This window comes from Kitasatospora sp. NPDC001683, assembly GCF_053596495.1.
In genome coordinates this window covers 93,832-117,711 of sequence record NZ_JBSFGK010000013.1, presented here as the reverse complement: position 1 = coordinate 117,711, position 23,880 = coordinate 93,832, and the positions used below count along the sequence as shown (strand labels likewise).

18 protein-coding genes and 5 pseudogenes are annotated in these 23,880 nt (G+C 69.8%); 10 read left to right on the top strand and 13 right to left on the bottom strand.

Features of this window, described 5'->3' with window-relative positions; genetic code table 11:
• Positions 1 to 253: 253 nt before the first annotated feature.
• A pseudogene (locus ACWCYO_RS10065) lies at positions 254 to 404 on the top strand (transposase); the annotation flags it as partial.
• A 972-nt stretch (positions 405 to 1,376) separates the two neighbouring features.
• Here ACWCYO_RS10065 and ACWCYO_RS10060 read toward each other — a convergent pair.
• Positions 1,377 to 1,568, bottom strand: coding sequence for a hypothetical protein (locus ACWCYO_RS10060; RefSeq protein WP_449783931.1), 192 nt, complete (start codon positions 1,566 to 1,568; stop codon positions 1,377 to 1,379).
• 363 nt (positions 1,569 to 1,931) lie between these two features.
• Between ACWCYO_RS10060 and ACWCYO_RS10055 the strand changes: the two genes are divergently transcribed.
• The gene (locus tag ACWCYO_RS10055) at positions 1,932 to 3,503 is read left to right on the top strand and encodes an IS1182 family transposase (protein ID WP_449783930.1); all 1,572 of its coding nucleotides are present in this window, start codon (positions 1,932 to 1,934) and stop codon (positions 3,501 to 3,503) included.
• Between the two features lie 595 nt (positions 3,504 to 4,098).
• Here the strand turns inward: ACWCYO_RS10055 and ACWCYO_RS10050 are convergent.
• Entirely contained in the window at positions 4,099 to 4,509 is a 411-nt protein-coding gene (locus ACWCYO_RS10050; protein ID WP_449783929.1) for a hypothetical protein, read from the bottom strand.
• Positions 4,510 to 4,850: 341 nt separating this feature from the next.
• Between ACWCYO_RS10050 and ACWCYO_RS10045 the strand changes: the two genes are divergently transcribed.
• Both ACWCYO_RS10045 and ACWCYO_RS10040 read left to right on the top strand, forming a co-directional pair.
• Positions 4,851 to 5,054: a cold-shock protein gene (locus tag ACWCYO_RS10045; RefSeq protein ID WP_224277403.1), complete on the top strand. Its 204-nt coding sequence runs from the start codon at positions 4,851 to 4,853 to the stop codon at positions 5,052 to 5,054.
• A gap of 793 nt (positions 5,055 to 5,847) precedes the next feature.
• Positions 5,848 to 6,147 (top strand): DUF4193 domain-containing protein, encoded by a 300-nt coding sequence (locus ACWCYO_RS10040; RefSeq protein ID WP_449783928.1) that lies wholly within the window; start codon positions 5,848 to 5,850, stop codon positions 6,145 to 6,147.
• 147 nt (positions 6,148 to 6,294) lie between these two features.
• Here the strand turns inward: ACWCYO_RS10040 and ACWCYO_RS10035 are convergent, their stop codons facing one another.
• Together ACWCYO_RS10035 and ACWCYO_RS10030 are read right to left on the bottom strand one after the other, a co-directional pair.
• Positions 6,295 to 7,551, bottom strand: a complete 1,257-nt coding sequence (locus ACWCYO_RS10035) for a tyrosine-type recombinase/integrase (protein ID WP_449783927.1) — start codon at positions 7,549 to 7,551, stop codon at positions 6,295 to 6,297.
• 1,090 nt (positions 7,552 to 8,641) lie between these two features.
• A pseudogene (locus ACWCYO_RS10030) lies at positions 8,642 to 8,924 on the bottom strand (integrase core domain-containing protein); the annotation flags it as partial.
• A gap of 161 nt (positions 8,925 to 9,085) precedes the next feature.
• On the opposite strand from ACWCYO_RS10030, the gene ACWCYO_RS10025 reads away from it, so the two are divergent.
• The 3 genes and pseudogenes from ACWCYO_RS10025 to ACWCYO_RS10015 all read left to right on the top strand — a co-directional run bounded on the left by ACWCYO_RS10025 (position 9,086) and on the right by ACWCYO_RS10015 (position 9,861).
• A complete protein-coding gene (locus tag ACWCYO_RS10025) occupies positions 9,086 to 9,208 on the top strand; it encodes a hypothetical protein (protein ID WP_449783926.1) in 123 nt (40 codons plus the stop codon).
• Positions 9,205 to 9,303 (top strand): annotated as a pseudogene (locus tag ACWCYO_RS10020) (hypothetical protein); the annotation flags it as partial. The gene ACWCYO_RS10025 and the pseudogene ACWCYO_RS10020, both read left to right, overlap by 4 nt.
• Positions 9,304 to 9,324: 21 nt before the next feature.
• On the top strand, positions 9,325 to 9,861 hold the full coding sequence (locus ACWCYO_RS10015; protein WP_449783925.1) for a DDE-type integrase/transposase/recombinase: 537 nt from the start codon (positions 9,325 to 9,327) through the stop codon (positions 9,859 to 9,861).
• Here the strand turns inward: ACWCYO_RS10015 and ACWCYO_RS10010 are convergent.
• The 3 genes and pseudogenes from ACWCYO_RS10010 to ACWCYO_RS10000 all read right to left on the bottom strand — a co-directional run.
• Entirely contained in the window at positions 9,834 to 10,082 is a 249-nt protein-coding gene (locus ACWCYO_RS10010; RefSeq protein WP_449783924.1) for a hypothetical protein, read from the bottom strand. The genes ACWCYO_RS10015 and ACWCYO_RS10010 overlap by 28 nt on opposite strands.
• Positions 10,083 to 10,135: 53 nt before the next feature.
• Positions 10,136 to 10,627 carry a DUF5994 family protein gene (locus tag ACWCYO_RS10005; protein ID WP_449783923.1) on the bottom strand — a complete coding sequence of 164 codons (492 nt, stop codon included), beginning with the start codon at positions 10,625 to 10,627 and terminating at the stop codon, positions 10,136 to 10,138.
• A 155-nt stretch (positions 10,628 to 10,782) separates the two neighbouring features.
• Positions 10,783 to 10,911: pseudogene (locus tag ACWCYO_RS10000) on the bottom strand (serine/threonine-protein phosphatase); the annotation flags it as partial.
• Between the two features lie 232 nt (positions 10,912 to 11,143).
• Here ACWCYO_RS10000 and dnaK point away from each other — a divergent pair.
• Positions 11,144 to 12,999: pseudogene (gene dnaK, locus ACWCYO_RS09995) on the top strand (molecular chaperone DnaK).
• Between the two features lie 154 nt (positions 13,000 to 13,153).
• On the opposite strand, the gene ACWCYO_RS09990 reads toward dnaK, so the two are convergent.
• From ACWCYO_RS09990 to ACWCYO_RS09965, 6 genes are all read right to left on the bottom strand, one after another.
• Positions 13,154 to 13,366 carry a hypothetical protein gene (locus ACWCYO_RS09990; RefSeq protein WP_449783922.1) on the bottom strand — a complete coding sequence of 71 codons (213 nt, stop codon included), beginning with the start codon at positions 13,364 to 13,366 and terminating at the stop codon, positions 13,154 to 13,156.
• Between the two features lie 237 nt (positions 13,367 to 13,603).
• Positions 13,604 to 15,472 (bottom strand): APC family permease, encoded by a 1,869-nt coding sequence (locus ACWCYO_RS09985; RefSeq protein WP_449783940.1) that lies wholly within the window; start codon positions 15,470 to 15,472, stop codon positions 13,604 to 13,606.
• A 1,236-nt stretch (positions 15,473 to 16,708) separates the two neighbouring features.
• Entirely contained in the window at positions 16,709 to 17,185 is a 477-nt protein-coding gene (locus ACWCYO_RS09980) for a DUF5994 family protein (protein ID WP_449783921.1), read from the bottom strand.
• A 302-nt stretch (positions 17,186 to 17,487) separates the two neighbouring features.
• Complete coding sequence (locus ACWCYO_RS09975) at positions 17,488 to 18,732, bottom strand: PP2C family protein-serine/threonine phosphatase (RefSeq protein ID WP_449783939.1); 1,245 nt, start codon at positions 18,730 to 18,732, stop codon at positions 17,488 to 17,490.
• A gap of 1,182 nt (positions 18,733 to 19,914) precedes the next feature.
• Complete coding sequence (locus ACWCYO_RS09970) at positions 19,915 to 21,204, bottom strand: tyrosine-type recombinase/integrase (RefSeq protein WP_449783920.1); 1,290 nt, start codon at positions 21,202 to 21,204, stop codon at positions 19,915 to 19,917.
• A 161-nt stretch (positions 21,205 to 21,365) separates the two neighbouring features.
• A complete protein-coding gene (locus ACWCYO_RS09965) occupies positions 21,366 to 21,905 on the bottom strand; it encodes a Chromate resistance protein ChrB (protein ID WP_380420278.1) in 540 nt (179 codons plus the stop codon).
• A 249-nt stretch (positions 21,906 to 22,154) separates the two neighbouring features.
• On the opposite strand from ACWCYO_RS09965, the gene ACWCYO_RS09960 reads away from it, so the two are divergent.
• On the top strand, positions 22,155 to 23,420 hold the full coding sequence (locus ACWCYO_RS09960) for an MFS transporter (RefSeq protein WP_449783919.1): 1,266 nt from the start codon (positions 22,155 to 22,157) through the stop codon (positions 23,418 to 23,420).
• A gap of 74 nt (positions 23,421 to 23,494) precedes the next feature.
• Positions 23,495 to 23,857: a BlaI/MecI/CopY family transcriptional regulator gene (locus ACWCYO_RS09955; protein ID WP_449783918.1), complete on the top strand. Its 363-nt coding sequence runs from the start codon at positions 23,495 to 23,497 to the stop codon at positions 23,855 to 23,857.
• The last annotated feature ends 23 nt before the right edge of the window (positions 23,858 to 23,880 follow it).

Below are 23,880 nucleotides of genomic sequence, written 5' to 3'. Positions count from 1 at the left end.
TCCAGCTCGGCTCCGTCATACCACTGCGCTTCGGCGGCTGCATCGTGATCGCCGGCCTGTCATCCCATCGCGTACCAGGGCGGGCAGCGTTGCCGCGAACCCTGGACCACGTGTCAGGTGATGAGGCTCACCGTCGGGCGTCGGCTGTGCCTTGGGGCTGGTGGCTGCGTATTCGACTGTCGCTGGCTCGCTGTGGAACCCGCCCTCGCAGCGTCCACATTCGATGTGGCGAACTCGATCTGCGCTCCGGCTGGTGTTCGCGGACGCTGTCAACGTCAAGATCTGTGACGGGCAGGTCGCCGGCCGGCCGGTCTACGTCGTGATGGCCGTGACCGTCGAGGGGCGCCGCGACATCCTCGGGATGGGCCGGCGGCGAGGGGACGAAGTGCTGGCTGTACGTGCTTCACCGGGCTGAGGGAGCGCGATGCGGATGATGCTCAGCGGCCGCCCGGGCACGCACGTTTTCGGAGAGGCACTGAACGGGGCCGTTGGGAGCGGCAAGCTGCCGAAGGCCCCCGATTCGTTGCTGGACCGGCTCGAAACCGGAGGTCGACTACTTCACCCCGCTGGCGCCCTTACGAGGCGGCATGGTGGGGGATTGGTGGGCACCTGCCATCGCCGGCACCCGCCGAGCCACCTCGGCGCGATTGTCATACGGTCGAGATGAGGCATGAATCCGACGGAGGCCGCCATGGCGAGATACAGATGGCGAGTGCGCGTGCTCTCGGCAGAGGGCAACGAAACGGTCACGCAGCCGGCTCTGCCGTACACGGACCATTTCGATGGGTCCGCTCAGGAGTACGCCGACTTCCTGGTCGGCAGGGCTCTGAAGCAAGGCCAGGAAGATGCGGGGCCGACGCGTGCCGTGCGTGTTGTTGCCGATGTCTGGGAGCCGGACGGACAGGGGAGCCCCGAGGGGCACGCTGGGTGGCCGCAGTAGCGGGCCGCTGGCGGGAGAGGCGCCACCGTACTCCCTGGGAGGGGCACTGCCGCGCCGGGTTGAGTGGGTCGACAGGCTCTGGGCAGCACCCGGACGTCCCCCAGCGCTTCCCATGGCACTGCTCACAGGCGCGGTAGGGAAGTGGCCGGCCACCCCTTGCTGCGGAGGCCGACCGGGCCACACGTGCTGAGGCACGCGAAGTGGCGGGTGCGGTCGACCTGCTGCGCAGTTCGCGGCTCCTGGCGGGGTGCGGGTGGTGCCGGAGGGGCGGACCGTGCTGGCCGACGACGTGTTCGCGGTGGGCGCCCTGGTCGGGGTGTCGGCAGACGCCCCGTACCTGGACTCGGCGTACAAGATGGTCGCCTACGACGGCCGACCGGCGATGAGGCTGTCCGTGGCGAAGGTGAGCGTGCTCGGCGCCGAGCAGGTCTACCGGCTACCCGGTCGCGCGGACATCGCCGCGCTGCGGGACGAGCCCGCGCCACGGGGAGGGCAGCCGCTGCTGGAGGACGGTGATGACAGGCGGCCGCCGTACGATCACCAGCACGCCGCGGTCGAAGCCGCGGGGCGTGCCGATCAGCGAGGACATGCCGTAGCCGAGGACGGACAGAAAGACGATCGGCTGCACGAAGCTGGAGAGGATCCGCGTGGTTGCGCGCGAAGCGGATCAGCTCGCGCTCCCAGACCATGCCGATCGTGCGCAATTCGTCGGCGATGTTCTGCCTCTCGTGCGCGAGCGGCCCCAGGGGCGGCGCGAGGGTGGGCATCGTGACTCCTGGGCGGTGCCGGGCGGTCCGGGCGCGAAGCCCCGTCGGCATGACGCGGCCGCCGCGCTGCTGGACGCAGCCAAGGGCATGGCGCTCCCGGCGGTGAGCAATCAGGGGGCGCGGCGGATTCACCGAGGTGCTACTCGGCTTGGTCAGCTAGAAGATCACTGAAAATCTTTCAGATTCTGGCCTCACCCGATCCGGGTGAGGCCAGACTGCTGTGTATGCAGGGGGACTGGGTTGGTGGGCTGGTCGGGCCGGATGTGTGGGAGACCTGCCGGGAGCTGATCCCGGCCGGGAGTGTGTTCGCGTTCCTGGCCGAGCATCGGGAGGCCTTGTTCCCGGGCTCGATGTTCGCGGACATGTACCCGTCGACGAACGGGCGGCCGAGCATGCCGCCGCAGGTCCTCGCGGCGACGGTGGTGCTGCAGAGTCTGCACGGACTGTCGGACTTTGACACGGTCCAGGAACTGCGTTGCGATCTCCGCTGGAAGGCCGCCTGCGGACTCGGCCTGCACGACACCGCGTTCGACCCCTCGCTGCTGACCTACTTCCGGCGGCGCCTGCAACGCTCGGCGGACCCGAACCGGCTGTTCACCAAGGTCAAGGAGGTCGTCGCGGCCACCGGCGTCCTCAAGGGCAAGCACCGGCGGGCCCTGGACTCCACCGTGCTGGACGACGCGGTCGCCACCCAGGACACCGTCACCCAGCTCGTCGCCGTGATCCGCCGGGTCATCCGCGACGTGCCCGGCGCGGAGCGGGTTGCCGCCACCTGGTGCACCGCGCACGACTACACCGACCCGGGCAAGCCCCGCATCGCCTGGAACGACGAGGCCGCCCGCGCCGCACTCGTGGACGCCCTGGTCACCGACGCGCTCAACCTGCTCGGCCGCCTGCCCGAGCGGCAGCTCGACGAGAAGGCCGCCGACGCGGTCGGCCTGCTGGCCCTGGTCGCCGGACAGGACGTCGAACCTGCCGACGACGGGCGCGGCGGCCGTTGGCGAATCACCCAGGGGACCGCCCACGACCGCATCGTGTCCACCGTCGACCCCGAGGCCAGGCACATCCACAAAAACCGAACCCGCCACCAGGACGGCTTCCGCGCCCACGCCGCGTTCGAGCCCGAGACCGGCCTGCTCACCGAGGTCGAACTCGCCCAGGGCAGCGGGGCCGACAACCACGAAGCGGCCGTCGCGCAGGACCTGCTCGCCGACGAGACCGAAGACCTGACCGTTCTCGGCGACACCGCCTACGGCACCGGCGACCTGCGCGAAGCCCTCGAAGCCGACGGCCACACCCTGATCATCAAACCACCGCCGCTACGGCCCGCCGTCCCGGGCGGCTTCACCACCGACGACTTCCACGTCGACACCACCGCAGGCACCGTCACCTGCCCGGCCGGCCACACCAAAGCCCTCGGCCGCCGCCTCGCAAACGGCAACCGCCAGGCCCAGTTCAAGACCCTCTGCCGCACCTGCCCTCTGCGTGAACGCTGCACCCGCTCCAAGACCGGCCGCACCTTCAACGTCCACCCCCAGTACAACCGCCTCAAAGCCGCCCGCCAGAACGCAACCGACCCCAACTGGCAGACCGAGTACCGCCGCTGGCGGCCACCGGTCGAACGAGCCATCGCCTGGCTCACCGCCCGCGGCAACCGCCGCGTCCCCTACCGAGGCGTCCTGAAGAACAACACCTGGCTCCACAACCGCGCCGCCGCCCTCAACCTCCGCCGACTGATCAACCTCGGACTCACCCACACAGGCGACACCTGGACCATCACCCCCGCACCCACATAGCGCAGGCGGGGCTGCCCCCAACCGGGACAGCCCCGCCGCCAGCAAGATCTTCAGCAAACTTCTAGCCTGGTCAACCGGGCAGCGATGGGGCCGTTCGGCCCTGGTGCCGGGCGGGGGCGAGGGTACCGTGGGAATCGGCCTGCAGGGCGAGCGAGGGAGTTCGACCGGACGGTCCCGGGCGATGGGCGGAGGCTCCGCGTGGGGTGTTTGTCGACGGTCGGGCTGAGAGGCTGGAAGGTCTGTGAGACCGGAAGGCGACCTCCATTACCTGATCCGGACAATGCCGGCGAAGGGAGCCCACCTTGCAGGTTTCCGTCTGCCCGCACGGCACCGCGGCGAGGTTCGCCCGCCTTGGCCGGTGTGCACCCGGACACCGAAAGCCCCGGCTCGGAGCTTCCTGGTTGTTCTGTCAGCGGCGACGGCTCCACGGCGCGCCTCGTGCCGCTCCTTACCGGGCCGCAGCGGCGGTAGCTCCGACGAGCGCAGCTCACGGCCGGGCCATTATCGAATGCCGCTCGGTTCGACCAGGTGACCGGGCTCGGTCGGCCCCTGGAGCGGCAGAGCCTGACACCGCGCCAGACGCATGCCACGTCGGTCATGGCTGGACTGTGGCGTCCGGCGGACTCTCCGGCCACACTTCGAACGCCTGGGAGAACCCCGCCGGCGGTCCAGCGCGGAATCGGTTGCGGATCAGTGCATCGACCTCGGCCACGGCATCGGCTCGGCCGCCGAGTTCCACTTTCACCGGGCCGGCACCGGTACCTGCGCGGGCAACCGGCCGTGCGGCGGCTTCTGCGATCGGCGCTGACGTGTCGACCTGCCAGCGAGTGTGGGCCACCTGATCGGCGGGTGAGACGTAGTCCCTCGCTGTGCCAGGACCAGGGACAGTGATCACCTTGAATGACTGCGCCACCGTGTCGGCGATCACGTTCGCCGCACGTGGCGCACCGGAGATCGACATGTGCACCATGGCGCTCGGTTCCCGTGAGGCACTGGTACCGGTCATCGCACTCCTTCGAGGTCGGCCCCTCTCCCAGGGTCTGCCGGCGCCAGGCCTCCCGCACCTGTTCGGCGCGGTGGTCTCGCCCCCGTTCGTGCCCGCCGGCGGCTCGGCACCGACCGAGGCGCCTACGGGTGCCGCAGCCACGCCGCTCGGTGTCCGGCTCGCCTCCCTGGCCGCGGAACCCCCCGCGGTGTAACGTTTCGATCAAGCAGTCGTGGTTCCGAAGATCTCGCCCGCGGTCACATGCCGTGGGCGTTCTTGCTGTTCGACGCCTCTCCGGACCGCGGCGATCACCTCCGGGCCCGCACCAGTGGGCGCGACCAGTTCCCACGAAGGGCAAGCGCATGGCGACCGGCACCGTGAAGTGGTTCAACGCCGAGAAGGGCTTCGGCTTCATCGAGCAGGACGGCGGCGGCCCCGACGTGTTCGCCCACTACTCCAACATCGACGCTCAGGGCTTCCGTGAGCTCCAGGAGGGCCAGAAGGTGACCTTCGACGTCGTGCAGGGCCAGAAGGGCCCGCAGGCGGAGCACATCCGCCCCGCCTGACCTCCAGACATGAGCGGGTGCCCCGCACGGATCCGTGTGCGGGGCACCTCTTTGTCTCCGCCGCGCGAGTCGTACCTTCCTTGGTGGCCGTACCCGGAGATTCGTAGGGTGAGCTGACATTGGCGTGGGCCAGGTGGCCCGTCCGGGCTGGAGCGCTGGGGCCGATGGGTGGCGCAGAGGGCAACGGCGGCCTGACCCACGTCCCCTGGCACCAGGACCGGCAGGAGCTGCGCGCTCGGCGGCTTCGGCGGGGTCGAGCCTGGCATGCTCACGCCTACCCAGTGCTCCCGCGCGCCAACGACCGGATGCACACGGTGCCCGGGCGGGTCACGGTGGGGATATGGATCTCATCGCACTGCTGGAGCTGGACGGGTCGGCGAACATACGGCTCCTCACAGCCGACAAGCAGCCCGCCAGGCCGAAGGCACCCGTCGTCCGGGTCCACGCCGCCGCCCGTACGCCCGCCCCGGCGCAGTTCACCCTCTGCGGGCTGTCGACCCGCGGCACGCAACCCGACTCACAACACCCCGACGCATCGGGGGACTCCTGGTGGCCGCCGCGCTGGCACCGACACGCCTGCCCGGTCTGCGACACCACCGTCACCAGGCTCGACGGGAGCAATCCTCCCGTCGACACCCCCGGCCCGGGGCACCGGGCATCGACGATCGTCGGCGCGGCCCGCCATCGCCGCCGACGCGCGGGATGGCGGCTCCGACCGCGCCCCATCCGCTTGAGCCCCTGCCGACCCGGCCTCACCGGGTGACTTCTGCGACCCACGCGAGGAGCGATCACTATGGCAACGGACTACGACGCCCCACGGCGCACCGAGGACGACAACGAGGAGAGCCTCGAAGAGCTGAAGTCCCGCCGTGAGGAGCGGCGACCCGGCGCGGCCGGCCTGGACGGGACCGAAGAGGTCGAGACCGTGGAGCTCCCCGGAGCCGACCTCTCCGGGGAGGATCTGACCATCAAGGTCCTGCCGGAGCAGCCGGACGAGTTCGTCTGCGCGACCTGCTACATGGTCCACCACCGCAGCCAGATCGCCCACACAGACAGCCAGGGCGGGTTGGTCTGCCGCGACTGCGCCCCCTGACAGCGGTCGCCGCGCCCACTGCGCGGACAGTGTCGGTGCAACGAGTACCGCGGTCAGGACGGCGAACCAGACCGGACGCACGACCCACCAACGCCAGGTGCCGATGGACGGCTCAGTTGCTGCCTGATGCGAGAAGGATCGGCCCGCTCACGCCGCCTGTCCGAAGCCGTGATCGACAGCGGGATCGGTCTTTCCGGCCACCTCGGCGTCTGCCTGGTCGAGTGCGGAGGCGAGTGCCTTGACGGCGGCGTCGGCGGAGTCCTTGAGGAGGTGGCCGTAGAGGTCGACGGTGATGGCGAGGTTGGAGTGACGGAGGGTCTTGGAGACGACGGCGAGGGGGATGCCCGCGGCGATCATGATGCTGGCCGCAGTGTGGCGCAGGTCGTGCAGACCGATCTTCGGCAGGTCCAGTTCGGCGGTGCGTTTGCGGAGTTGGTCGAGGACCCACTGGGGCCGAAGGGGCTCGCCGTCCGGGCGGGCGAAGACCAGGCCTTCGAGGCGGTCGTCGGGGTGGGCGGCCATCTGGAGGGCGGCCTGGCGGTGGAGGGCTGCCATGGCTCTGGGGGAGAGGCTCACCCAGGCGCGGCTGGCTTCGGTCTTGGGTTCGCCGAGGTGGATCTTCCCGTTGTTCACGGCCGTCAGGGTCCAGCGGACGTAGAGCTGGCGGTCCATGAGATGGACGTCGGACCAGTGCAGGGCGAGGATCTCACCGCGGCGCATGCCGGTGCCGAGCATGACCTCGAACAGGTCGGTGAGCCGGTCGGCGTAGTGCTCAGTGTTGTGCCGCAGGAAGGCCGCGGCCTCATCGGGGGTCCAGCAGGTGCGCTCGGCGGCGCGGGGCTTGGGCGGTACGGAGTGTTTGGCCGGGTTGTAGCGCAGCCGCCACGTGCGCACCGCGTGGTTCAGGGCGTTGCGCAGCATGGCCACCGCGTGGTGCACGGTGGTGCGCCCGCGGCCGGCGGCGAGCTGCGTACTCACCCAGGCGTCGATGTGCTTGGGCCGCAGGTCGACGAGCAGCATGCCGCCGAACGCGGGGACCAGGTCGCGCTCGATGCACGCCCGGTAGCCTGCCCAGGTGTTCGGGGCCAGCGCCGGGCGCTTCGCTTCCAGCCACTCGTACAGGAACAGCCCGACGCGCAGCGTGCGGTCCTCGTACACGCCCCGGTACTCGGCATCCAGCACCCGCGCCATCTCCCGGGCCGCCTCCGCCCGGCTGGCGAACCCGCCCCGCCGCCGGGTTCTGCGCTTGCCGTCCTGCAGCGCCAGGTCCACCGCGTACGTCCACCGGCCATGCGTGGTGTCGGCGGCCAGCCGCGGGCACCACGAACCCAACTGCTTCCCGCTGTTGCCGTCCTTGCACCCGCACCGCCGGTACACCCTGCCTCGCTTGGGACGCTGCGCCATGGGCTCCTCCTTGAACCAAGTGGTGATGGCGTTTCCAGAGTTGCGGTAGCGGTGGGTGTGGCGGCAGAGCGCGCGGGGCGGGGCGTGGAGCACAGGCAAGATCGACTGGCCGGGACACGCGCTGGCGACACGCCGCGAGGGTGATCACGGCGCACGTTCGGTGGGTAGGGCAGCTTGATCGCGCAGCATCGGCCCGCACGGGGTCGCTGCTCGGAAGAGTGGCCGCGTGCCGGGAGAAGGCGTCTGCCCGTCGGCCGTGGGTTGTTGGGCTCGTACAACCCGGAGCAGGCGCGGTGTGATGGCGCCGAGCTTCGGACCGGTCCCCGGAATACGCAACGCCGAGAATTCCGCGAGCCCGCAGGGAATGGGTGAGTCCGGGATTTTCGGTGGCTAATTTCTGGCTGGCGTTCGGCCCGGATCGGATTGATTTCTCCCGGCAGTTCAGGGCCCCTGTTCGATGAGTTCTGGGCGATCCTCGGGAATCGCTGGATCCTCGCTCGGAGTGGCGCTACTCTGGAGACATGAACGCCACTCGGACCCTCCGTCAAGCCCCTGACCTGGGGACCAGCTGGGGGCCACGCGTCATGCGCGCTGGCGCGTGAGGTGCGCGAAACGCACTAATCTGCACACGCACGACGTGCGTGCGAGCGCATTTCAGGCAGGAAAAGGAGAACCCTTCCTGCTGGGGGTCAAAGGGTCGCAGGTTCAAATCCTGTCGTCCCGACTGGAGTTCGCTCCAAAGTCGCAGGTCAGAGGCCGTTTTCTCGTTCACGAGGAAGCGGCCTTCGGCGTGCTCCGGGACCTGCCTCTCACATTCGTCTCACGGTTTCGTGGTTCGACGCCGTGGCCGGAGGCTGATCGGCGTCGTGGGCTGGTGGCTTTATGCGCCCGTCCTGCATATATGTCCGATCTGTCGATCACTGCAGGGGTTCAATGGTTGTTCGCCGGGATCGCAGATTTTGGCTGGTGGGTTTGCATTTGACGCTTTTGCCATCGATCAAGTGCGCGCCGACAGATCCTGCGGCTGCTCAAACACCGGATGAGTCGGGCGGTGATGAGGCTGTGGGTGTCGATTGATCACCCTCCCAGCTCAGGCTGCATGTTGATACTTGTGGAGGGTGCCGCCGAGTCGGTCTCGTCGGTGGATCTCCAGGTGTCTGATCTGCCCCGCTTCGGTGATGGGTTCGGGTGGTGGATGGGGGCGGGGCGGTTTGGCCCAGGGCCCGGTGCGGTTGGTGCCCGTTGTAGAAGGACTCGAACTTGCGCAGGGTGTGGAGCAGGTGGCGCTGGTCCCGGATGAGGGCGCTGTCCAGCAGTTCGCGCCGGCAGGTCTGTATCCAGCGCTCCATGATGGAGTTCATGCGCGGCATCCGGGCTGAGCTGCTCTGGCTTTCATGGAGTCCCTGATGTCTGGGTTTGTTGCGATCCAGGCGTAGGGAGAACCACGAGCAGTGCCGGCACCACGTATGTACCCGGATGGGCTCCGTGAGCGTGCCGTGTGCGGGTCCGGCCGACCGGCCGGCCTGTCGCTCACGTGGCCCGTGACCTCGGCATCCACAACGATGCTCTGCGGCCCTGGGCCCGCCAGGCCGAGGCCGAGGCCGACGCCGGAGGGCGGGACGACCGCCTCACCGCCGGCTCCGCGACGAGGAGCTGATCCCGCTGGTCACAGCGGCGTGGGAGGACTCCGGCCGCACCTACGGCGCCCGCTGCGTCACCCGCGCCCTGGTCCGGGCCGGCCACCAGGTCGCGCGGTGCGCCGTCGAGCGGCTGGTGCGCGAGATTGGCATCGAGGGCGTCGGCCGCGGACAGCGCCGCCGCACCACCGTCCCCGAGCCGGCGGCCCCGCGCCCGCCGGACCTGGTCAACCGGCGGTTCGCCGCCGAGCGCCCGCACCAGCTGTGGCTGGCCGACCTGACCTACATCCGGACCTGGTCGGGCTGGGTCTACGTTGCGTTCGCCCTGGACGCGTACTCGCGCCGGATCGTGGGCTGGCAGATTGCCACCCACATGCGCGCCGACCCGCCGCTGGACGCGCTGGAGATGGCGCTGTGGCGGCAGAAGATCGTGCTCTTCCTGATCATCGTGGCGATCATGCTCGGCTGGTCGGCGTCGTCGCCAAGGGCCTGCTCTACCTGCTGTTCATCGGCATCGTCGGGCTGGCCGTCGCACTGGTCCTCTCCGCCGTCCGGTTCCGGCACGGAGGCCGGTCCGCGCACCGCTGAGCGACCGGGGCAACCGCCGCCGAGGGCCTTCGGTTCGCCCGCAGCCGCGGATCGCCGTCAGTACTCGGAGCCGCTTCGCAGGTAGGTGCCCACGACCTGGAGCCACGCCCCGGCACTGAAGCACGCCTCGATCCGGTGCGGCGTGTCCTCGAAGACCCGCAGGACGCGCAGCGCGCCACTCGGATGCAGGTCGTACTCGAAGGTGACGCCGTCGTCCGTGCCGTCCTCGTACTGCAGGTCCAGCGGCCCCTTCGACGGCTCCGCCGGCGCCCGGGCGTCGGCCGAAAGTTTCACGTAGACGGACATCTCTCCGTCCTGCCTTCCTGTCTGCCCGAGGAGCCCGCGCACGAGGCCGTCCCTCAGGACGCTTCGGCCGGTGGCTCGGGACCGATGCCGGTGGCGATGAGGATCTGCCGTGCCGAGTCGGTTCCGCCGGCCTCGACCGCGCGGGCCATCGCGGCCAGGGCCGCCTCCTGGCTCGCCTGCGGGGGGACGACGAGCAGACTGAAGTGATCGCGGTCGCCCCGCGTGATGATCACGGTGTCGTCGCCGACCGGGTACCGGTCGATGTGCACCGACCGGCCGTCGACGACCAGGCGGGCCGGGACGTCGTCCCAGGCTTCCGTGTCCAGGCCGACGCTCGCGACGGGGCCGAGGTGTTCGGTCAACGCGCGGACCAGGCCGGGAAGTTCGGCGCTGATGTCCCGTGAATGTGGCCACCACGCGCCGTCGAGCGCACCTTCGCGTGACCGGGTGGTCTCCAGGCGCAACAGGACCGTCCCCGGCTTCGCGGCATGCCGGAACCGGTCCGGCAGAAGCCCGTAGTGCGAAGCACCGGTTTCGTCCGACATGGCTCGCCACCTGTCCGCAGGCGCGGGCCGAGCCCGCTGAACGAGGGCCGACCCTCAGGGCGCGGCGGCTCGGGCCGCCCCGATATCCCCACGGTACTCCACCCGCGCCGGACCGATCCGACCGCTCAGGAGCGCCGCGGCGGGGTGCGGGTGTCTCAGCGCCACTCGATCAGGAACAGGGTCGCGTCGTCACTCGTACGACCGCCCCGCTTCTCCTTCAGGGCGTGGGAGAGAGCGCGCACCCCGGCCCGCACCCCGGCCTGCGAGCGCTCGACGCGGTTGACCGTGTACCGCAGTGCGGAAGTCATGGCGAACCTCCTCACCACCGAGCGTTCGGGCCCCTCCCGCCCCCCGGCGGGTGGCCCGACACTCCCATCGCATCAACAGTGCAGGCGGTCGCCGCAGGCCCCCGCCAATGGGACTCCCGCCAGCCCTTGACACCGCGCAACTCACGTTTTACGAGTGAGGAAGAGGGGGTTGGCCCGGGAATCCGCTCGTGCGGGAGGAGGCGCCGCGATGGCTCGCTCCGTCGGTATCGATCTGGGCACCACGAACTCCGTCGTCTGTGTCCTGGAGGGCGGCGAGCCCACCGTCATCCCCAACGCGGAAGGGGCGCGCACCACCCCGTCAGTCGTGGCGTTCGCCAAGGGTGGCGACGTGCTGGTCGGCGAAGTCGCCAAACGCCAGGCCGTCACGAACGTGGACCGCACCGCCCGCTCCGTCAAACGCCACGTGGGCGACCCGCACTGGCGCTTCCCCGACACCGGCGACGTCGAGGGAAAGCGGTACACCGCGCAGGAGATCTCCGCCCGTGTACTGCAGAAGCTCAAGCGCGACGCCGAGGCATACCTCGGCGAAGACGTCACCGACGCCGTCGTCACCGTCCCCGCCTACTTCAACGACTCCCAGCGCACCGCCACCAAGGAAGCCGGGGAGATCGCCGGCCTGAAGGTGCTGCGCATCGTCAACGAGCCGACCGCCGCGGCCCTCGCGTACGGGCTGGACAAGGAGAGTGACCAGACGATCCTGGTCTTCGACCTCGGCGGCGGCACCTTCGACGTCTCCCTGCTGGAGATCGGCGAGGGCGTGGTGGAGGTGAAAGCCACCAACGGCGACACCCACCTCGGCGGCGACGACTGGGACCAGAAGATCGTCGACCACCTCGTCCAGCAGTTCAAGAACGGCTACGGCATCGACCTGTCGAAGGACAAGATGGCCGCGCAGCGGCTGCGCGAGGCCGCCGAGAAGGCCAAGATCGAGCTGTCTCGACGAGCGAGACGACGATCAACCTGCCGTACATCACGGCCTCCGCCGAGGGCCCGCTGCACCTGGAGGAGAAGCTCACCCGCGCCCAGTTCCAGCAGCTCACCGCCGACCTGCTGGAACGCTGCAAGACCCCGTTCCACCAGGCGGTGAACGACGCCGGGATCAAGGTGTCCGGCATCGACCACGTCATCCTCGTCGGCGGCTCGACCCGTATGCCGGCCGTCACCGGCCTGGTGAAGGAGCTGACCGGCAAGGACCCGCACAAGGGCGTCAATCCGGACGAGGTCGTCGCCATCGGCGCCTCCCTGCAGGCCGGTGTCCTCAAGGGCGAGGTCAAGGACGTCCTGCTGCTGGACGTCACTCCGCTGTCCCTCGGCATCGAGACCAAGGGCGGCATCATGACCAGGCTGATCGAGCGCAACACCACGATCCCCACCCGGCGCTCCGAGATCTTCACCACGGCCGAGGACAACCAGCCGTCCGTGCAGATCCAGGTCTACCAGGGCGAGCGCGAGATCGCCGCGTACAACAAGAAGCTCGGCATGTTCGAGCTGACCGGCCTGCCGCCGGCGCCGCGCGGCCTGCCGCAGATCGAGGTCACCTTCGACATCGACGCCAACGGCATCATGCACGTCGCGGCCAAGGACCTCGGCACCGGACGGGAACAGAGGATGACCGTCACCGGCGGCTCCTCCCTGCCCAAGCAGGACATCGAGCGCATGATGCGCGAGGCCGAGCAGCACGCCGAGGAGGACCGTCGCCGCAAGGAGGCCGCCGAGACCCGCAACCAGGCCGAACACCTCGTCTACTCCACCGAGAAACTCCTCCAGGACAACCCGGACAAGATCCCGTCAGACGTCACGTCCGAGGTGAACGAGGCCCTGGCGGACCTGAAGGCCAAGCTCAAGGGCGAGGACAGCCCGGCCGTCCGCACCTCGATGGAGCGCGCGGCCACCGTCGCACAGAAGATCGGCACCGCCCTCTACGCCCAGGCCGGCGGCCCGCAAGCCTCGGCCGGCACCGGCCCGACGCAGAGCGGCGATGAGGAAGAGGTCGTCGATGCGGAGATCGTCGACGACCAGACCCCGAAAGGAGAAACCGGATGAGCCGGCCCGCCGATCCGGGCCCGGGACGACCGCCCCGGGGGCGTCATCCGTGACAGCGGCCACCCTCCAGTCACGACAACCCGCCCCGCCCGTCCGGCGCCCGCCCCACCTGCTCACCGCGACGTACCCGCGCGAAAACAGACCTGACCGAGCCCTACTGGGAAGCGGGCTCGCCCCAGTCGATGCGTTCCACAGCGTGCGGCGGGAACGACACCCGGGATCCGTCCTTCTGAGTAACGTGCACCCATCCGTGCTCGTCGATACGGACAATTCCCTCGACCGACTCGCCGAGCGCAACGCCGGGGCTGACGTATCCCGCCCCATGGGCGAGATGCACTGTTCCGGGGTTCGCCTCAAGGCCTGCCATGACCTGATTGTCCAGGTTTGCGCCCGGGTCCACCATCGGAGCCCTGTCATGCCCGCCCAAGGGGCCTGGTGTCCACCTCCGTGCCCTGGTCGGCCCGGGGCCGACTATCCGTTGCGCCCGCCCTTGCCGAGGGTCGGCTTTTCCGGGGCGGACGAGGAACCGTCCCGGTGGCCCGACGAAGCGGATGTGCCGCTGTGCGCGGTCGGACGCGTCGGGCTGCTCGGTGCCGCCGCTGTCCTACACGTGGAACGGGACGGTCGTGACGACGACCTTCGGCAGGGGGCGCAGCGCTCTCCGTAGCCTGGCCGCGAGCCGGTTGTGCAGGAGACGGTGGCGCCGGTGCCGTACGACGATCTCCGGGAGGATGACGGTCAGGGTGAGGTCCGGGCGCTGGTGGTGCAGCGATTCGATGTAGTTGACCAGTGGTGCGACGATCGCGCGGTAGGGGGAGAGGAGGATCTTCAGCGGCAGGTGGTCGCCCCACTGGTTCCAGTACGCGCGGAAGCGTTGTGCCTCGTCCGCGCTGGGGCTGATGTGGAGCGCGAGGACGGGTTGCTGGAGCGAGGCGGCGTAGGCCAGCGTTCGCATGCCGGCCAGGTTCAGTGAGGCGATCGGCACGATCGACAGGGGGTGGATCTCCTCGGGAGTCTCCTCGCTCTCCGCTTCGGCCGTGGTCTCGGACGGCGCCCCGGGCGCGGCGCCCGGTGTCCGTGCGGTGGCTCGTGTCGCGCCGTCCCCCGAACTCGGAGGTGTGATGGTGCGGCTGGGGACTTCGACGGCATGGGGATGCAGGGCGATCGCCGCGCCGACCGTGTCGTAGTGGTGCCGGATTCGTGTCGTCACCAGGAGGAACAGTCCCACCGTGAGCACGGCGAACCAGGCGCCCTCGGTGAACTTCGTGATGCCGGCGGTGACGAAGACGATCGCCGAGAGCAGGGCGCCGGTGGCGTTGAAGGCCAGGCTCTTGCGCCAGTGGCGGTCGCGCAGGCGCCACCAGTGCACGACCATGCCTGTCTGTGACAGTGTGAAGGCGAGGAAGACGCCGACGGCATAGAGCGGGATCAGGGGGCCGGTCTTGCCGCCGAACGCCGTGTAGATCGCCGCCGCCGCGACGGAGAGCAGGATGATCCCGTTGCTGAAGGCCAGGCGGTCGCCCAGCCGCAGGAAGATCCGCGGTGCCTGGCTGTCGCGGGCCAGCAGGTACAGGACGCGGGGGAAGTCGTTGTAGGCGGTGTTGGCGGCGAGGAGCAGGATCGCCGCGGTGGCGGCCTGAGTGAAGACGTAGAAGAAACCCGAGCCGAAGGTGCGATGGGCGAGCTGTGAGAGCACCGTCTCGTTAGCGCGGGGCACGACGCCGTCGAGGTGGACCAGAGCGATGGTGCCCGCGAACAGTGCGACGAGCAGACCGATCATCCAGGTCAGTGTCGTGCGGGCGTTGCGCCACTCGGTCGGCTGGAAGGCGGGCACCGCGTTGGAGATCGCCTCGATGCCTGTCATCGCCGTCGAGCCGGAGGCGAAGGCACGCAGGACCAGGAGCAGGCTGATGCCTTCGGTCGCGGTCGGCTGTGGTGTCGCCGTCGGGTGGAAACCGTGGCCGGCCGCATCGGACAGACCCACGGCGACGAGTGTGAGGACCGTGAGGACGAAGGCGTACGTCGGTGCGGCGAACAGCGCACCCGCCTGCCGCACACCGCGCAGGTTGCCGGCGAGCAGCACAGCGATCACGGCGACGCCGATCGGCACGATGTCGGGTTCGAGCGAGGGGATCGCCGAGGTGACCGCCGCCATCCCGGAGGCGATCGAGACCGCGACCGTGAGGATGTAGTCGGTCACCAGTCCGGCGGCGGCCACCAGCCCGGGAACGCGGCCCAGGTTGGCGGTGGCGACGATGTACGAACCACCGCCGTGCGGATAGGCGCGGATCGTCTGACGGTAGGACACCCCGACCGCGAGCATCAGGAACACGATCGTCACGGCGACCGGCACCGAGTACCGCAACCCGGCGCCACCAGCGAGGACGAGGACGGCCAGCATCGCCTCAGGTCCGTACGCGACCGAGGAGAGCGCGTCGGCGGAGAGCACCGGCAACGCCACCAGCTTGCGCATCCGCTCATGCGCGATCGCGGTGCTCCTCAGCGGAGCCCCGAGCACCACGTGCCGGACCCTGGAACCGACCCGGCCGAGCCGGGAAGTCCGTGTGTCCTCGCTGGTCGCCTCAACCGCCGGTGGTCGTCCGCCAACCGCGGCGACCCGCACGAAACGACCGAAGCGGACCGGCACGATCTCCGAAGGAGCGGGATACCGACCGAGATCCGGATCCACCGGCAGCGCACGTCGCCATGCCTGCGGATCCCCGGCAACCCGACCCCACTCAAGCCCCACCCGGCGCAACACCCCGAGCTGCTCCGCATCGAGCGCCGACAGCAGGGCGTCGGGGCTCGACGCGCCGCCTTCCCGGGCACCGCCATCGTCCGGACTTGTACTCGACACAGCACACAGTGTTACGCATGGCGTCCCCTGCCCGGGGCAAGGCACACGCCGGGCCGCCGCATGCTCGGCACGGCGGGCGGCGTCGAGCACGTCGTGGCCTCGCCATTCCCGGATGTCACCTGCTTCGAACACCAGCGACCTCCGAGGTCTGTGGGCGTCTCCCATTCCCTATCGGGGGCGTGCGCGCTGCACTCGCCCGGTGCACCGACCGGGCGACTCGGTGCGATCACCGGCCGCGCGGCGGTGCTGGTGGAAGTGCCCCGGTCGCGGGCGGCCTGTCCAGCCCCTACGGTCGTGTTCTGGCACGGGCTCGTCGGAGTGGGAGGCCAGGATGCGGTACTACCGGTGGATACTCGAGACCCAGGACGACGACGGCCGCTGGTCCCAGCAGGACGGCGCTCCCATGCCGAACCCCCTGGAGTACGACGGGCCGCCGCAGCAGGCGGCGAATCACCTTCGGGACGTGTTCGTCCGCACCCTCTCCAGCCCAGCTCCCGGCCCCCGGGCGATCAGGGTCCGAGCCTGGGAGGGGCGACACTCGGTCGGCGAGCCTCAGGCCGAAACCGAGTGGTCACGCGAGTAGCGGGACCAGCCGCGGCCAGAGGGACCGGCGCGGCGCGCCGCATCACCGGTGCCTGGGCCGGACGTCCCTCCGTGCGGTGCGGCTCCGATCATCGACTGCGAGGCTGCCGAGGAGCAAGGCATGATCTGGGCGCGCGGCGGCGCATGCCCGGGCGATGTCCGCGCTCTGCCTGCATGATCCGTGGTGCCGACGGGTGCGGGAGCCGACGGGGGGAAGTCGGAGTCGGGCCCGGCGGCGAACGGAATGATTTCGTCCTCTGCCGATCGTTGTCACCCGTCGGCCCGTAGGTCTGCGGTCGGCACACCTGCGGCTGTCAGGAGGTCGGTGCCGGTGCGGGTGTTGGCCGGGTCGGACGCCGCCGTCATCAGCCACTCGGCGGCGGAGGCCTCGGCCTCGGGGGGAATCACCAGGAGCTCCAGGCGCAGAGGGATGAAGGAGCACACCATCACCTCGTCCGCGTCCTGCTCCTGTTCGAACCACCCGACGTGGATGACGTGGCCTGCGACCGGGACGCGTCGGGGGATGACCGGCCAGTGCGTCGGATTCACGGTGACACGGGTGATCTTCCCCCACGTGGGGTCCAGTGCTGCCGCCAGCGGGGGCAGCTCGCGCAGGAGGTCGTGCGAGCGCGGCCACCAGGCCCCGTCCAGCCGGCCCCGGGTGGCGCCCTCGGGTGTCAGGGAGATGCGGACCGGGGGTTCTGGCTCTGGTGGCCGGGCGGCGGTGGGATCGGAGGTCGCGGCCATGTCGAACACCCGCCTCGGGCTCGTTGTGGAGGGCCTGGTGCTGCCGCCACGGCACCGCAGTAATCCGCAGGCCGTGGACGGTGAGTTCTTCCACCGTACAGTCCGGCCACAGCCCTGACCTCCGGGGCGAGCAGGGGCCGGTCGGTGGGTCGCCGTCGGTCGACCTTCGTCTCCCGTGAAGGCCGGATCGGCGCGCCGACGGGAGTTGCCGGCAACGTCCGAACAACGCATGTACGCACGGGCGCAGCGTGTGCGCGCTGTCCCGCCGGGCGGGGCTGCGGCCGGTCTCACTGAGGGGCCGCCTACCGTTCTGGTATGGCGAGGTGATCGGCGGTGCCGCCGCGCCACTCGACCAGGAAGAGGCTGGCGTCATCGGTTGTGGTCCCACCTCTCTCCCGCATCAGGGTGTGGGAGAGGTCCCGTACCATCTCCTGCACCCCGCCACTGGCGGGCCCGACGCGCTCGATGACGGCGATCAGGCGTTCCTCGCCGAACTGCTCTCCTCCGGTCTGGTGTTCCTCGACGAGGCCGTCGGTGTAGAACAGCACCCGGTCGCCGCGCCGGAGCTTCCGCTCGCTGATCTGTGGTGTGTCACCGCCGAAGCCGACCGGCAGGGTTCCGGGGCTGTCCAGGGCCTGGATGACCCGGTGGTCGCGGATCAGCAGGGGGGCTGGGTGGCCGGCGTTGACCCATTGCAGGTGGCCTGTTCCGATGTCGAGTCGCATCATCTGCGCTGTGACGAAGTGGTCTGGGCCGAATTGCTGGTCGATGGCGGCGTCCATGAACGCGTACAGTTCGGCGAGCCCGACGCCGGCGCGCCTGGCATGCCGGTAGGCGCCCACGGCGACGGTCGCCAGGACGGCGGCGTTCAAGCCGTGGCCCATCGCGTCGATCATGGCCAGATGCAGGATGTCGTCGTTGAGGGCGTAGTCCAGGCTGTCGCCGGCGATGTTGTAGGCGGGCTCCAGGATCCCGGCGACTGCGACCTGCGGGGTGTTCATCGCCAGCGGGGGCAGCAGCGACCACTGGATCTCCGCCGCCACGCTCATCGGCTCGCGACGCCGCGCCTGGAAGAACTGGTCCGTGTAGCCGTTCTTGGTGACCAGCATGTCGGCGACCAGTCCGGCGAGACGGCGTAGCAACCGGCGGTCATTGTCATCGACGCTGTCGAGGGTGACGGCGAGCACCCCGACCTCGTCGCTGCCGTCGAGGAGCGGCAGGAACATTCGTATGCCGTCAGCCTGCGGGTGCTCGGCAGGGGTGGCACGGAGGAAGACCTCGCCGGCCCGGGAAGCGTCAATGGGCACCGGATCCCCAACGGCGAGGCCCCTGCCGGGGAGCGGCACGAGCATGAGTTGGCCGTAGTCCTGGAGAAGGATCGAGACGTCCCGGCCACCGATCGTGCGCACCTCTTCGGCCACCAGCGGAGCGATGAGCTGGGGCGGTACCTCGTGAGCCCGGTCCAGCATATGCCCCAGCAGCCGCTCACCGAATCCTTCCGACCGGTCCACCGCAGCCGTGCGGCTCTCCCGCGCGAATTCCGCCATGGGCACCTCGGTTTCCCCGCAGCAGTCCTCTTCCTCGGCCGGCTTCCTCGCCTTGCCTCTACGTGGATCGGCGCACGCCTCACCGGAATTTCCCTTGTCCCAGCATGGCACTGGACCTCACCCTGCGACACCTCAGCCAGGATGGATCTTGTCGCCGTGGGTACGGCGCAAGGTGTCTCTCGGATGACTTTTCGGTCGAACGTTACGCATGGGAATCTTCAAAATAATAATTTATGTGCACGGCGGGCTCGAATTCTCGCAGTGCGGAGTACACTGGAAAGTGCCGGGAGAAGTTACCGGTAGGGCGATCGCGAGGAGGCGAATATGCAGATCAGTGAGGCAGGATCCCTGATTCTGCGACTCGTGATCGCAAAAATGTCCGCCCTTTCGGCGGGAATATCATAGGGTGATGGGCGTCAGGGGGGCGCGGATTCAGATCCTGTTGTCCCGGTCGGCGTTGCGTACGCAGGCCGGAAGGCCGTCCCCGCAGAGATGCGGGGACGGCCTTTTCTGGGGGCGGCGCTGTGTGCCGGGCCATCGCTGATGCCGGGCGGTGGTGAAGTAGGTGGCGGAGGCTGGTGCAGCGGGGGCGGAGCGCCCGGCGCGGAGGGTGCGGTGCCGTAGAAGATTCGCCTGCTAGCCCTCGAGTGGGCTATTTGGATTCGGCGTCTTGAGGCGGGCGGTAACCTGCGGATTGGCGTGTTCTTGGCCGCAGCTTCCCATCTGCTGTCTGTTGGTGAGCGGTGCAGGATCGTTTGATCCGGAGTCGACAGCCGCAGCCGCGCCGTGACGAGGAACGACATGAGGGCCCCTGGAGAGAGCGGAACAAGTCTTACCATCAGAGGGTGAGGCAAATCACTTTCGAACTCCCGCTCGCGCGCTGCCTCTCACGCGCCTCTCACGGACTGGATGTCATGAGGTGGTATCAGGCGTCATGCGGGGTGGACGAGATAGGCCCTGACCTGCGAGATCCGGACTGGTGAGCACCTGTCGGACACTCTTTCGACCGCTGGGGGTCAAGGGGTCGCAGGTTCAAATCCTGTCGTCCCGACTTGCAGAACTGCAGGTCGTAGGCCGTTTCCACCGTGAGGTGGGAGCGGCCTTGACGCGTTTTCTGGGCCTTGTGAGTGCATTGTGAGGGCGGAATCTCGCCCGAGCTGATCACGTCAGGGGTGCGGTGTCTCAACTCGCCTTCCGTTGCTGGGTTCTGGTGGCGACCCTCTGGTTGTGTACTCGGGTGGTGTGATCCCCGGGTGTGCGCGGGCCGGGGATTTCGATAGGGCCGGCTGACGTGAGGGCACGGTCGATGGTGTCGACGGCGTCGCGGGCGGCCTGGGTGGTGAGGTGGCCGTAGATGTTCGCGGTGGTGGACAGGGTGGCGTGCCGGAGGGTCTTGGAGACGATGGTGAGGGGGACGCCGGCGGTGATGGAGATGGTGGCTGCGAGGTGGCGAAGGTCGTGGACGGTGGTGCGGGGAACGCCGAACTCGCGGCAGAGGTCGTGGAAGTGGTTGAGGACGTAGGCGGGGTGGAGGGGGCGTCCGTCGGGGTGGTGGAAGACGAAGCCGCCGTGGTCCGCGGGGGAGAGCGACGGGTCCGTGTCCTCGGCGCGGTGGCGCAGTGCGATGGCGACGCGTGGGGAGAGGGCGACCCAGTCCTTGCTGGAGCGGGTCTTCGGTGAGGTGAGGATCAGACGGTTGTTGTCGATCGCGGAGAGCGTGTGGCGGATGTAGAGGACGCGTTCGGGCAGGTAGACGTCGTCCCAATGCAGGGCGAGTGCCTCGCCTTTGCGGATGCCGGTGCCGATGAGGACTTCGATGAGGTCGGCGAAGGCCGGGTCGGTGGCTCGGCAACAGTTCAGGAACCGGATCGCGTCCTGCACGGTCCAGATCTGCCGTTCTGCCGCCGCGGGCCTTGGGATGACGGTGGGGCGGGCGGGGTTGTAGGGGAGTCGGCGGTGGCGGACGGCGTCGCCGAGGGCGCTGGAGAGCGTGGCGAGGCAGCGGTGGACGGTGACCTTGCCGCGTCCGGCGGCGAGTTGGGTGTGGGTGAAGGCGGCGATGTGGGAGTGGCCGAGGTCGTCGAGCCTGATCGTGCCGAGGGCGGGGACGAGGTCGTTGGTGACGTAGTCGCGGTAGCGGACGTAGGTGGTGGGCTTGAGGACGAGCTGCTTGTCCTTGAGCCAGCTCGTGAGGTAGTCGGCGAGGGTCTGGTTGGGGTCGGCGCTGTAGCCGGCGGCCTGGCCATCGATCATCCGGCGAAGTCCTGCTCGGGCTGCTTCGGCGGTGGGGTAGCCGCCGCGGCGGACGTTGTTGCGGCGGTGGTCGGGGGAGGGGAGGTCGAGGGAGAAGGTCCAGGTGCCGTGATCGGGATCGGTGGCGAGCTCGGGGCAGTGGGCTCCGAGCTGCTTGCCACCCTGGTCGCGGCAGCCGCACCGGCGGTAGACGTGCCCGGCGTGGGCTGCGGAGCGCATGGTGATCACTTCCTGCGGGTGTGCGAACAGTCATGCTTATGCTCTCCCGGCAGGCGTCAGCAGGTGGTGAACCCCCGCGCGCACGCCGTACCCACAAACGGGTGAATGGTGTTCTGACCTGGGACGATCCCTTGTCGTGGCGACAAGTGCGTTCTGTGGGATCAGGTTCCGTCGGTGTCGGCGGCGTAGACGGCGTCTGCGAAGCCGTCGAGTGCCTTCGCGCACTCGGCGAGCGCCTGGACGGTGGCCTCGCGCCCGGATGCGCGGAGGCGGTCGCGGGCGGCGACCTTGTCGAACCAGCCGCGCAGCTTGGTCAGATCCTCGTCGTTCTCCTCCAGCTCGCCGTACGTGAAGTGCTCCTCGGCCGTCTCCCGCTCGATCTCGGCGAGGAAGTCGCGGCAGCGCGCGACGATCTCGGTGTACTCCTCGTCCCGGGCCGTGTTGTAGGCCGCCACCAGGTCCGCCCCGCCGGCCAGGGCGTCGGCGCGCAGCAGCTGGGCGGTGCCGCCCAGCTGGCCGATCTCGGCGCGCAGCGCGCGCAGGGCGCGTTCGGCCGTCGGGTCCTCGGGCAGGGCGGCCACCGAGTTCTGGACGTAGATCGCGCCGAGGGCTTTCAGCCGGCGCCAGACGGTGGCGCGCAGCCGGCTGGGTTCGCTGGGGACGCGGTAGGCCAGAAGCAGCCAGGTCACGGTTTCACTCACCCGCTCAGTCTCTCCTGCCGTGCGGCGCCGCCGGCGCGAGGGGCATCGCGGCGGGTACCCCGTCAATGGGATTCGACGGCGTTGCTCAGAAAATCTAACGACTGTTACATTCAGCGGCGAACGGCAAAAGCCGGCCTGCTCCACCGGGGAGCGCCGTGAGCCGGTCAGGAACTGGTGAATCATGCGGGTGATCAGCGACAACGTGCTCGGCAGCAGCAGCGGCGAGCCCCTCGCCGTGGAGGTCGCCGCGTGAACGCAACCACCAGCCACCCGGCATCCGGCCGGACCGGTGCCCCACGGATGCGGCCGTGGCGCTTCGTGACGGCGTTCGGCACGGTCAGCCTGCTGATGGACTTCGTCTACGAGGGCGCCCGCTCGGTCACCGGGCCGCTGTTGGCCTCGCTGGGCGCCTCCGCCCTGGTGGTCGGCGTCGTCACCGGTGTCGGTGAGGCGGCCGCCCTCGTCCTGCGCCTGGGCTCCGGGCCGCTGGCCGACCGTACCCGCCGCTTCTGGGCCTGGACGATCGCCGGGTACGCGCTGACCGTGGTCACCGTCCCGTTCCTCGGTCTGGCCGGCACCCTGGGAGTGGCGAGTGCGCTGGTGATCGCCGAACGCGTCGGCAAGGCCGTGCGCTCGCCGGCGAAGGACACCCTGCTCTCCCACGCGACCGCCGCCACCGGGCGCGGCCGGGGCTTTGCCGTGCACGAGGCGATGGACCAGATCGGCGCGCTGATCGGCCCGCTCACCGTCGCCGGCGTCCTCGCGGTCACCGGCGGCGACTACGCCCCCGCCCTCGGCGTGCTGGCCGCGCCCGGCGTCGTCGCCCTGGCCCTGCTGGTCTGGCTGCGCCTTCGCGTCCCGGAGCCAGCCGCGTACGAGAGCCCCGACACACCCGAGCCGACTGCCGTATCCGGTGCCCGGTCCGGGGCGGCGGGCGCCCAGCCCTTGCCGAGCGCCTTCTGGCTGTACGCCGGTTTCAGCGCCGCCACCCTGGCCGGCTTCGCCACGTTCGGCGTGCTCTCCTACCACGTGGTCGAACGCCATCTGCTGTCCACCGCCGCCGTGCCGGTGCTGTACGCCGCCGCCATGGCCGCCGACGCGGTCGCCGCCCTGGCCACCGGCTGGGCCTACGACCGGTACGGCGCCCGGACCCTGGCGGTGTTGCCGCTGCTGGCCGCCGCCGTCCCGGCGCTGGCCTTCACCGACACGCTCGCCGCGGTCGTGGCCGGCGCGTTGCTGTGGGGCGCCGCGATGGGCGTCCAGGAATCGACCCTGCGCGCCACCGTTGCCGACCTCGTCCCGCCCGGGCGCCGGGCCACCGCCTACGGCCTGTTCGCCGCCGTGGTGGGAGGCGCGACTCTGGTCGGCGGCGTACTCGCCGGAGCCCTCTACGCGTACTCGATCCCCGTGCTGATCACCGTCTCCGTCGCGATCCAGGCCGCAGCCCTCCTCCTGCTCGCGCTCACGCGTCCGGGCCGTGGCGGACCCTTCACGTCGGACGGTGTGGCCGCATGACGACCGCCGTGGACGGGCAGAGTCCCGTCGGCGGCGGTGGAGGCTGGTCGTGCCGCGTGGGACGGAGGGGGAGCGTGGGCAGCGAGCGACGGGATCACGGCGCGCTGGAGGCCGAGGTGATGGGCGTCCTGTGGGCCGGGGAGCATCCGATGACGGCCGCACAGGTCCATGAGGCGCTCGGCGATCCGGGGTTGGTGTACAAGACGGTGCTCACCGTGCTGGGCCGACTGTACGGCAAGGGTCTGCTCGACCGGGAGCGATCCGGCCGGGCGCACGCCTACGAGCCGCGTCGGGGGCCGGCGGACGAGGTCGCCTCCCGGATGAACCAGGCGCTGGCTCGTGGCGTCGACCGCATGGCGGTCCTTCAGCACTTCGTCGCCGGGCTGGACCCGGAGGACGAGCGGGCACTGCGAGACCTGCTCGACGCCGGCGAGTAGGACTGCGATGCGGGGAGCCGCCC

What these genes read in the sequence shown, in the direction of transcription:
- ACWCYO_RS10035 (WP_449783927.1), bottom strand. Translation starts at nt 7,551, where the DNA reads ATGGCGCAGCGTCCCAAGCGAGGCAGGGTGTACCGGCGGTGCGGGTGC.
- ACWCYO_RS10005 (WP_449783923.1), bottom strand. Translation starts at nt 10,627, where the DNA reads ATGTCGGACGAAACCGGTGCTTCGCACTACGGGCTTCTGCCGGACCGG.
- ACWCYO_RS10050 (WP_449783929.1), bottom strand. Translation starts at nt 4,509, where the DNA reads ATGACCGGTACCAGTGCCTCACGGGAACCGAGCGCCATGGTGCACATG.
- ACWCYO_RS09975 (WP_449783939.1), bottom strand. Translation starts at nt 18,732, where the DNA reads ATGGCGGAATTCGCGCGGGAGAGCCGCACGGCTGCGGTGGACCGGTCG.
- ACWCYO_RS09970 (WP_449783920.1), bottom strand. Translation starts at nt 21,204, where the DNA reads ATGCGCTCCGCAGCCCACGCCGGGCACGTCTACCGCCGGTGCGGCTGC.
- ACWCYO_RS09985 (WP_449783940.1), bottom strand. Translation starts at nt 15,472, where the DNA reads ATGCGCAAGCTGGTGGCGTTGCCGGTGCTCTCCGCCGACGCGCTCTCC.
- ACWCYO_RS10010 (WP_449783924.1), bottom strand. Translation starts at nt 10,082, where the DNA reads ATGTCCGTCTACGTGAAACTTTCGGCCGACGCCCGGGCGCCGGCGGAG.
- ACWCYO_RS10055 (WP_449783930.1), top strand. Translation starts at nt 1,932, where the DNA reads ATGCAGGGGGACTGGGTTGGTGGGCTGGTCGGGCCGGATGTGTGGGAG.
- ACWCYO_RS10040 (WP_449783928.1), top strand. Translation starts at nt 5,848, where the DNA reads ATGGCAACGGACTACGACGCCCCACGGCGCACCGAGGACGACAACGAG.
- ACWCYO_RS10045 (WP_224277403.1), top strand. Translation starts at nt 4,851, where the DNA reads ATGGCGACCGGCACCGTGAAGTGGTTCAACGCCGAGAAGGGCTTCGGC.
- ACWCYO_RS09980 (WP_449783921.1), bottom strand. Translation starts at nt 17,185, where the DNA reads ATGGCCGCGACCTCCGATCCCACCGCCGCCCGGCCACCAGAGCCAGAA.
- ACWCYO_RS09990 (WP_449783922.1), bottom strand. Translation starts at nt 13,366, where the DNA reads ATGGCAGGCCTTGAGGCGAACCCCGGAACAGTGCATCTCGCCCATGGG.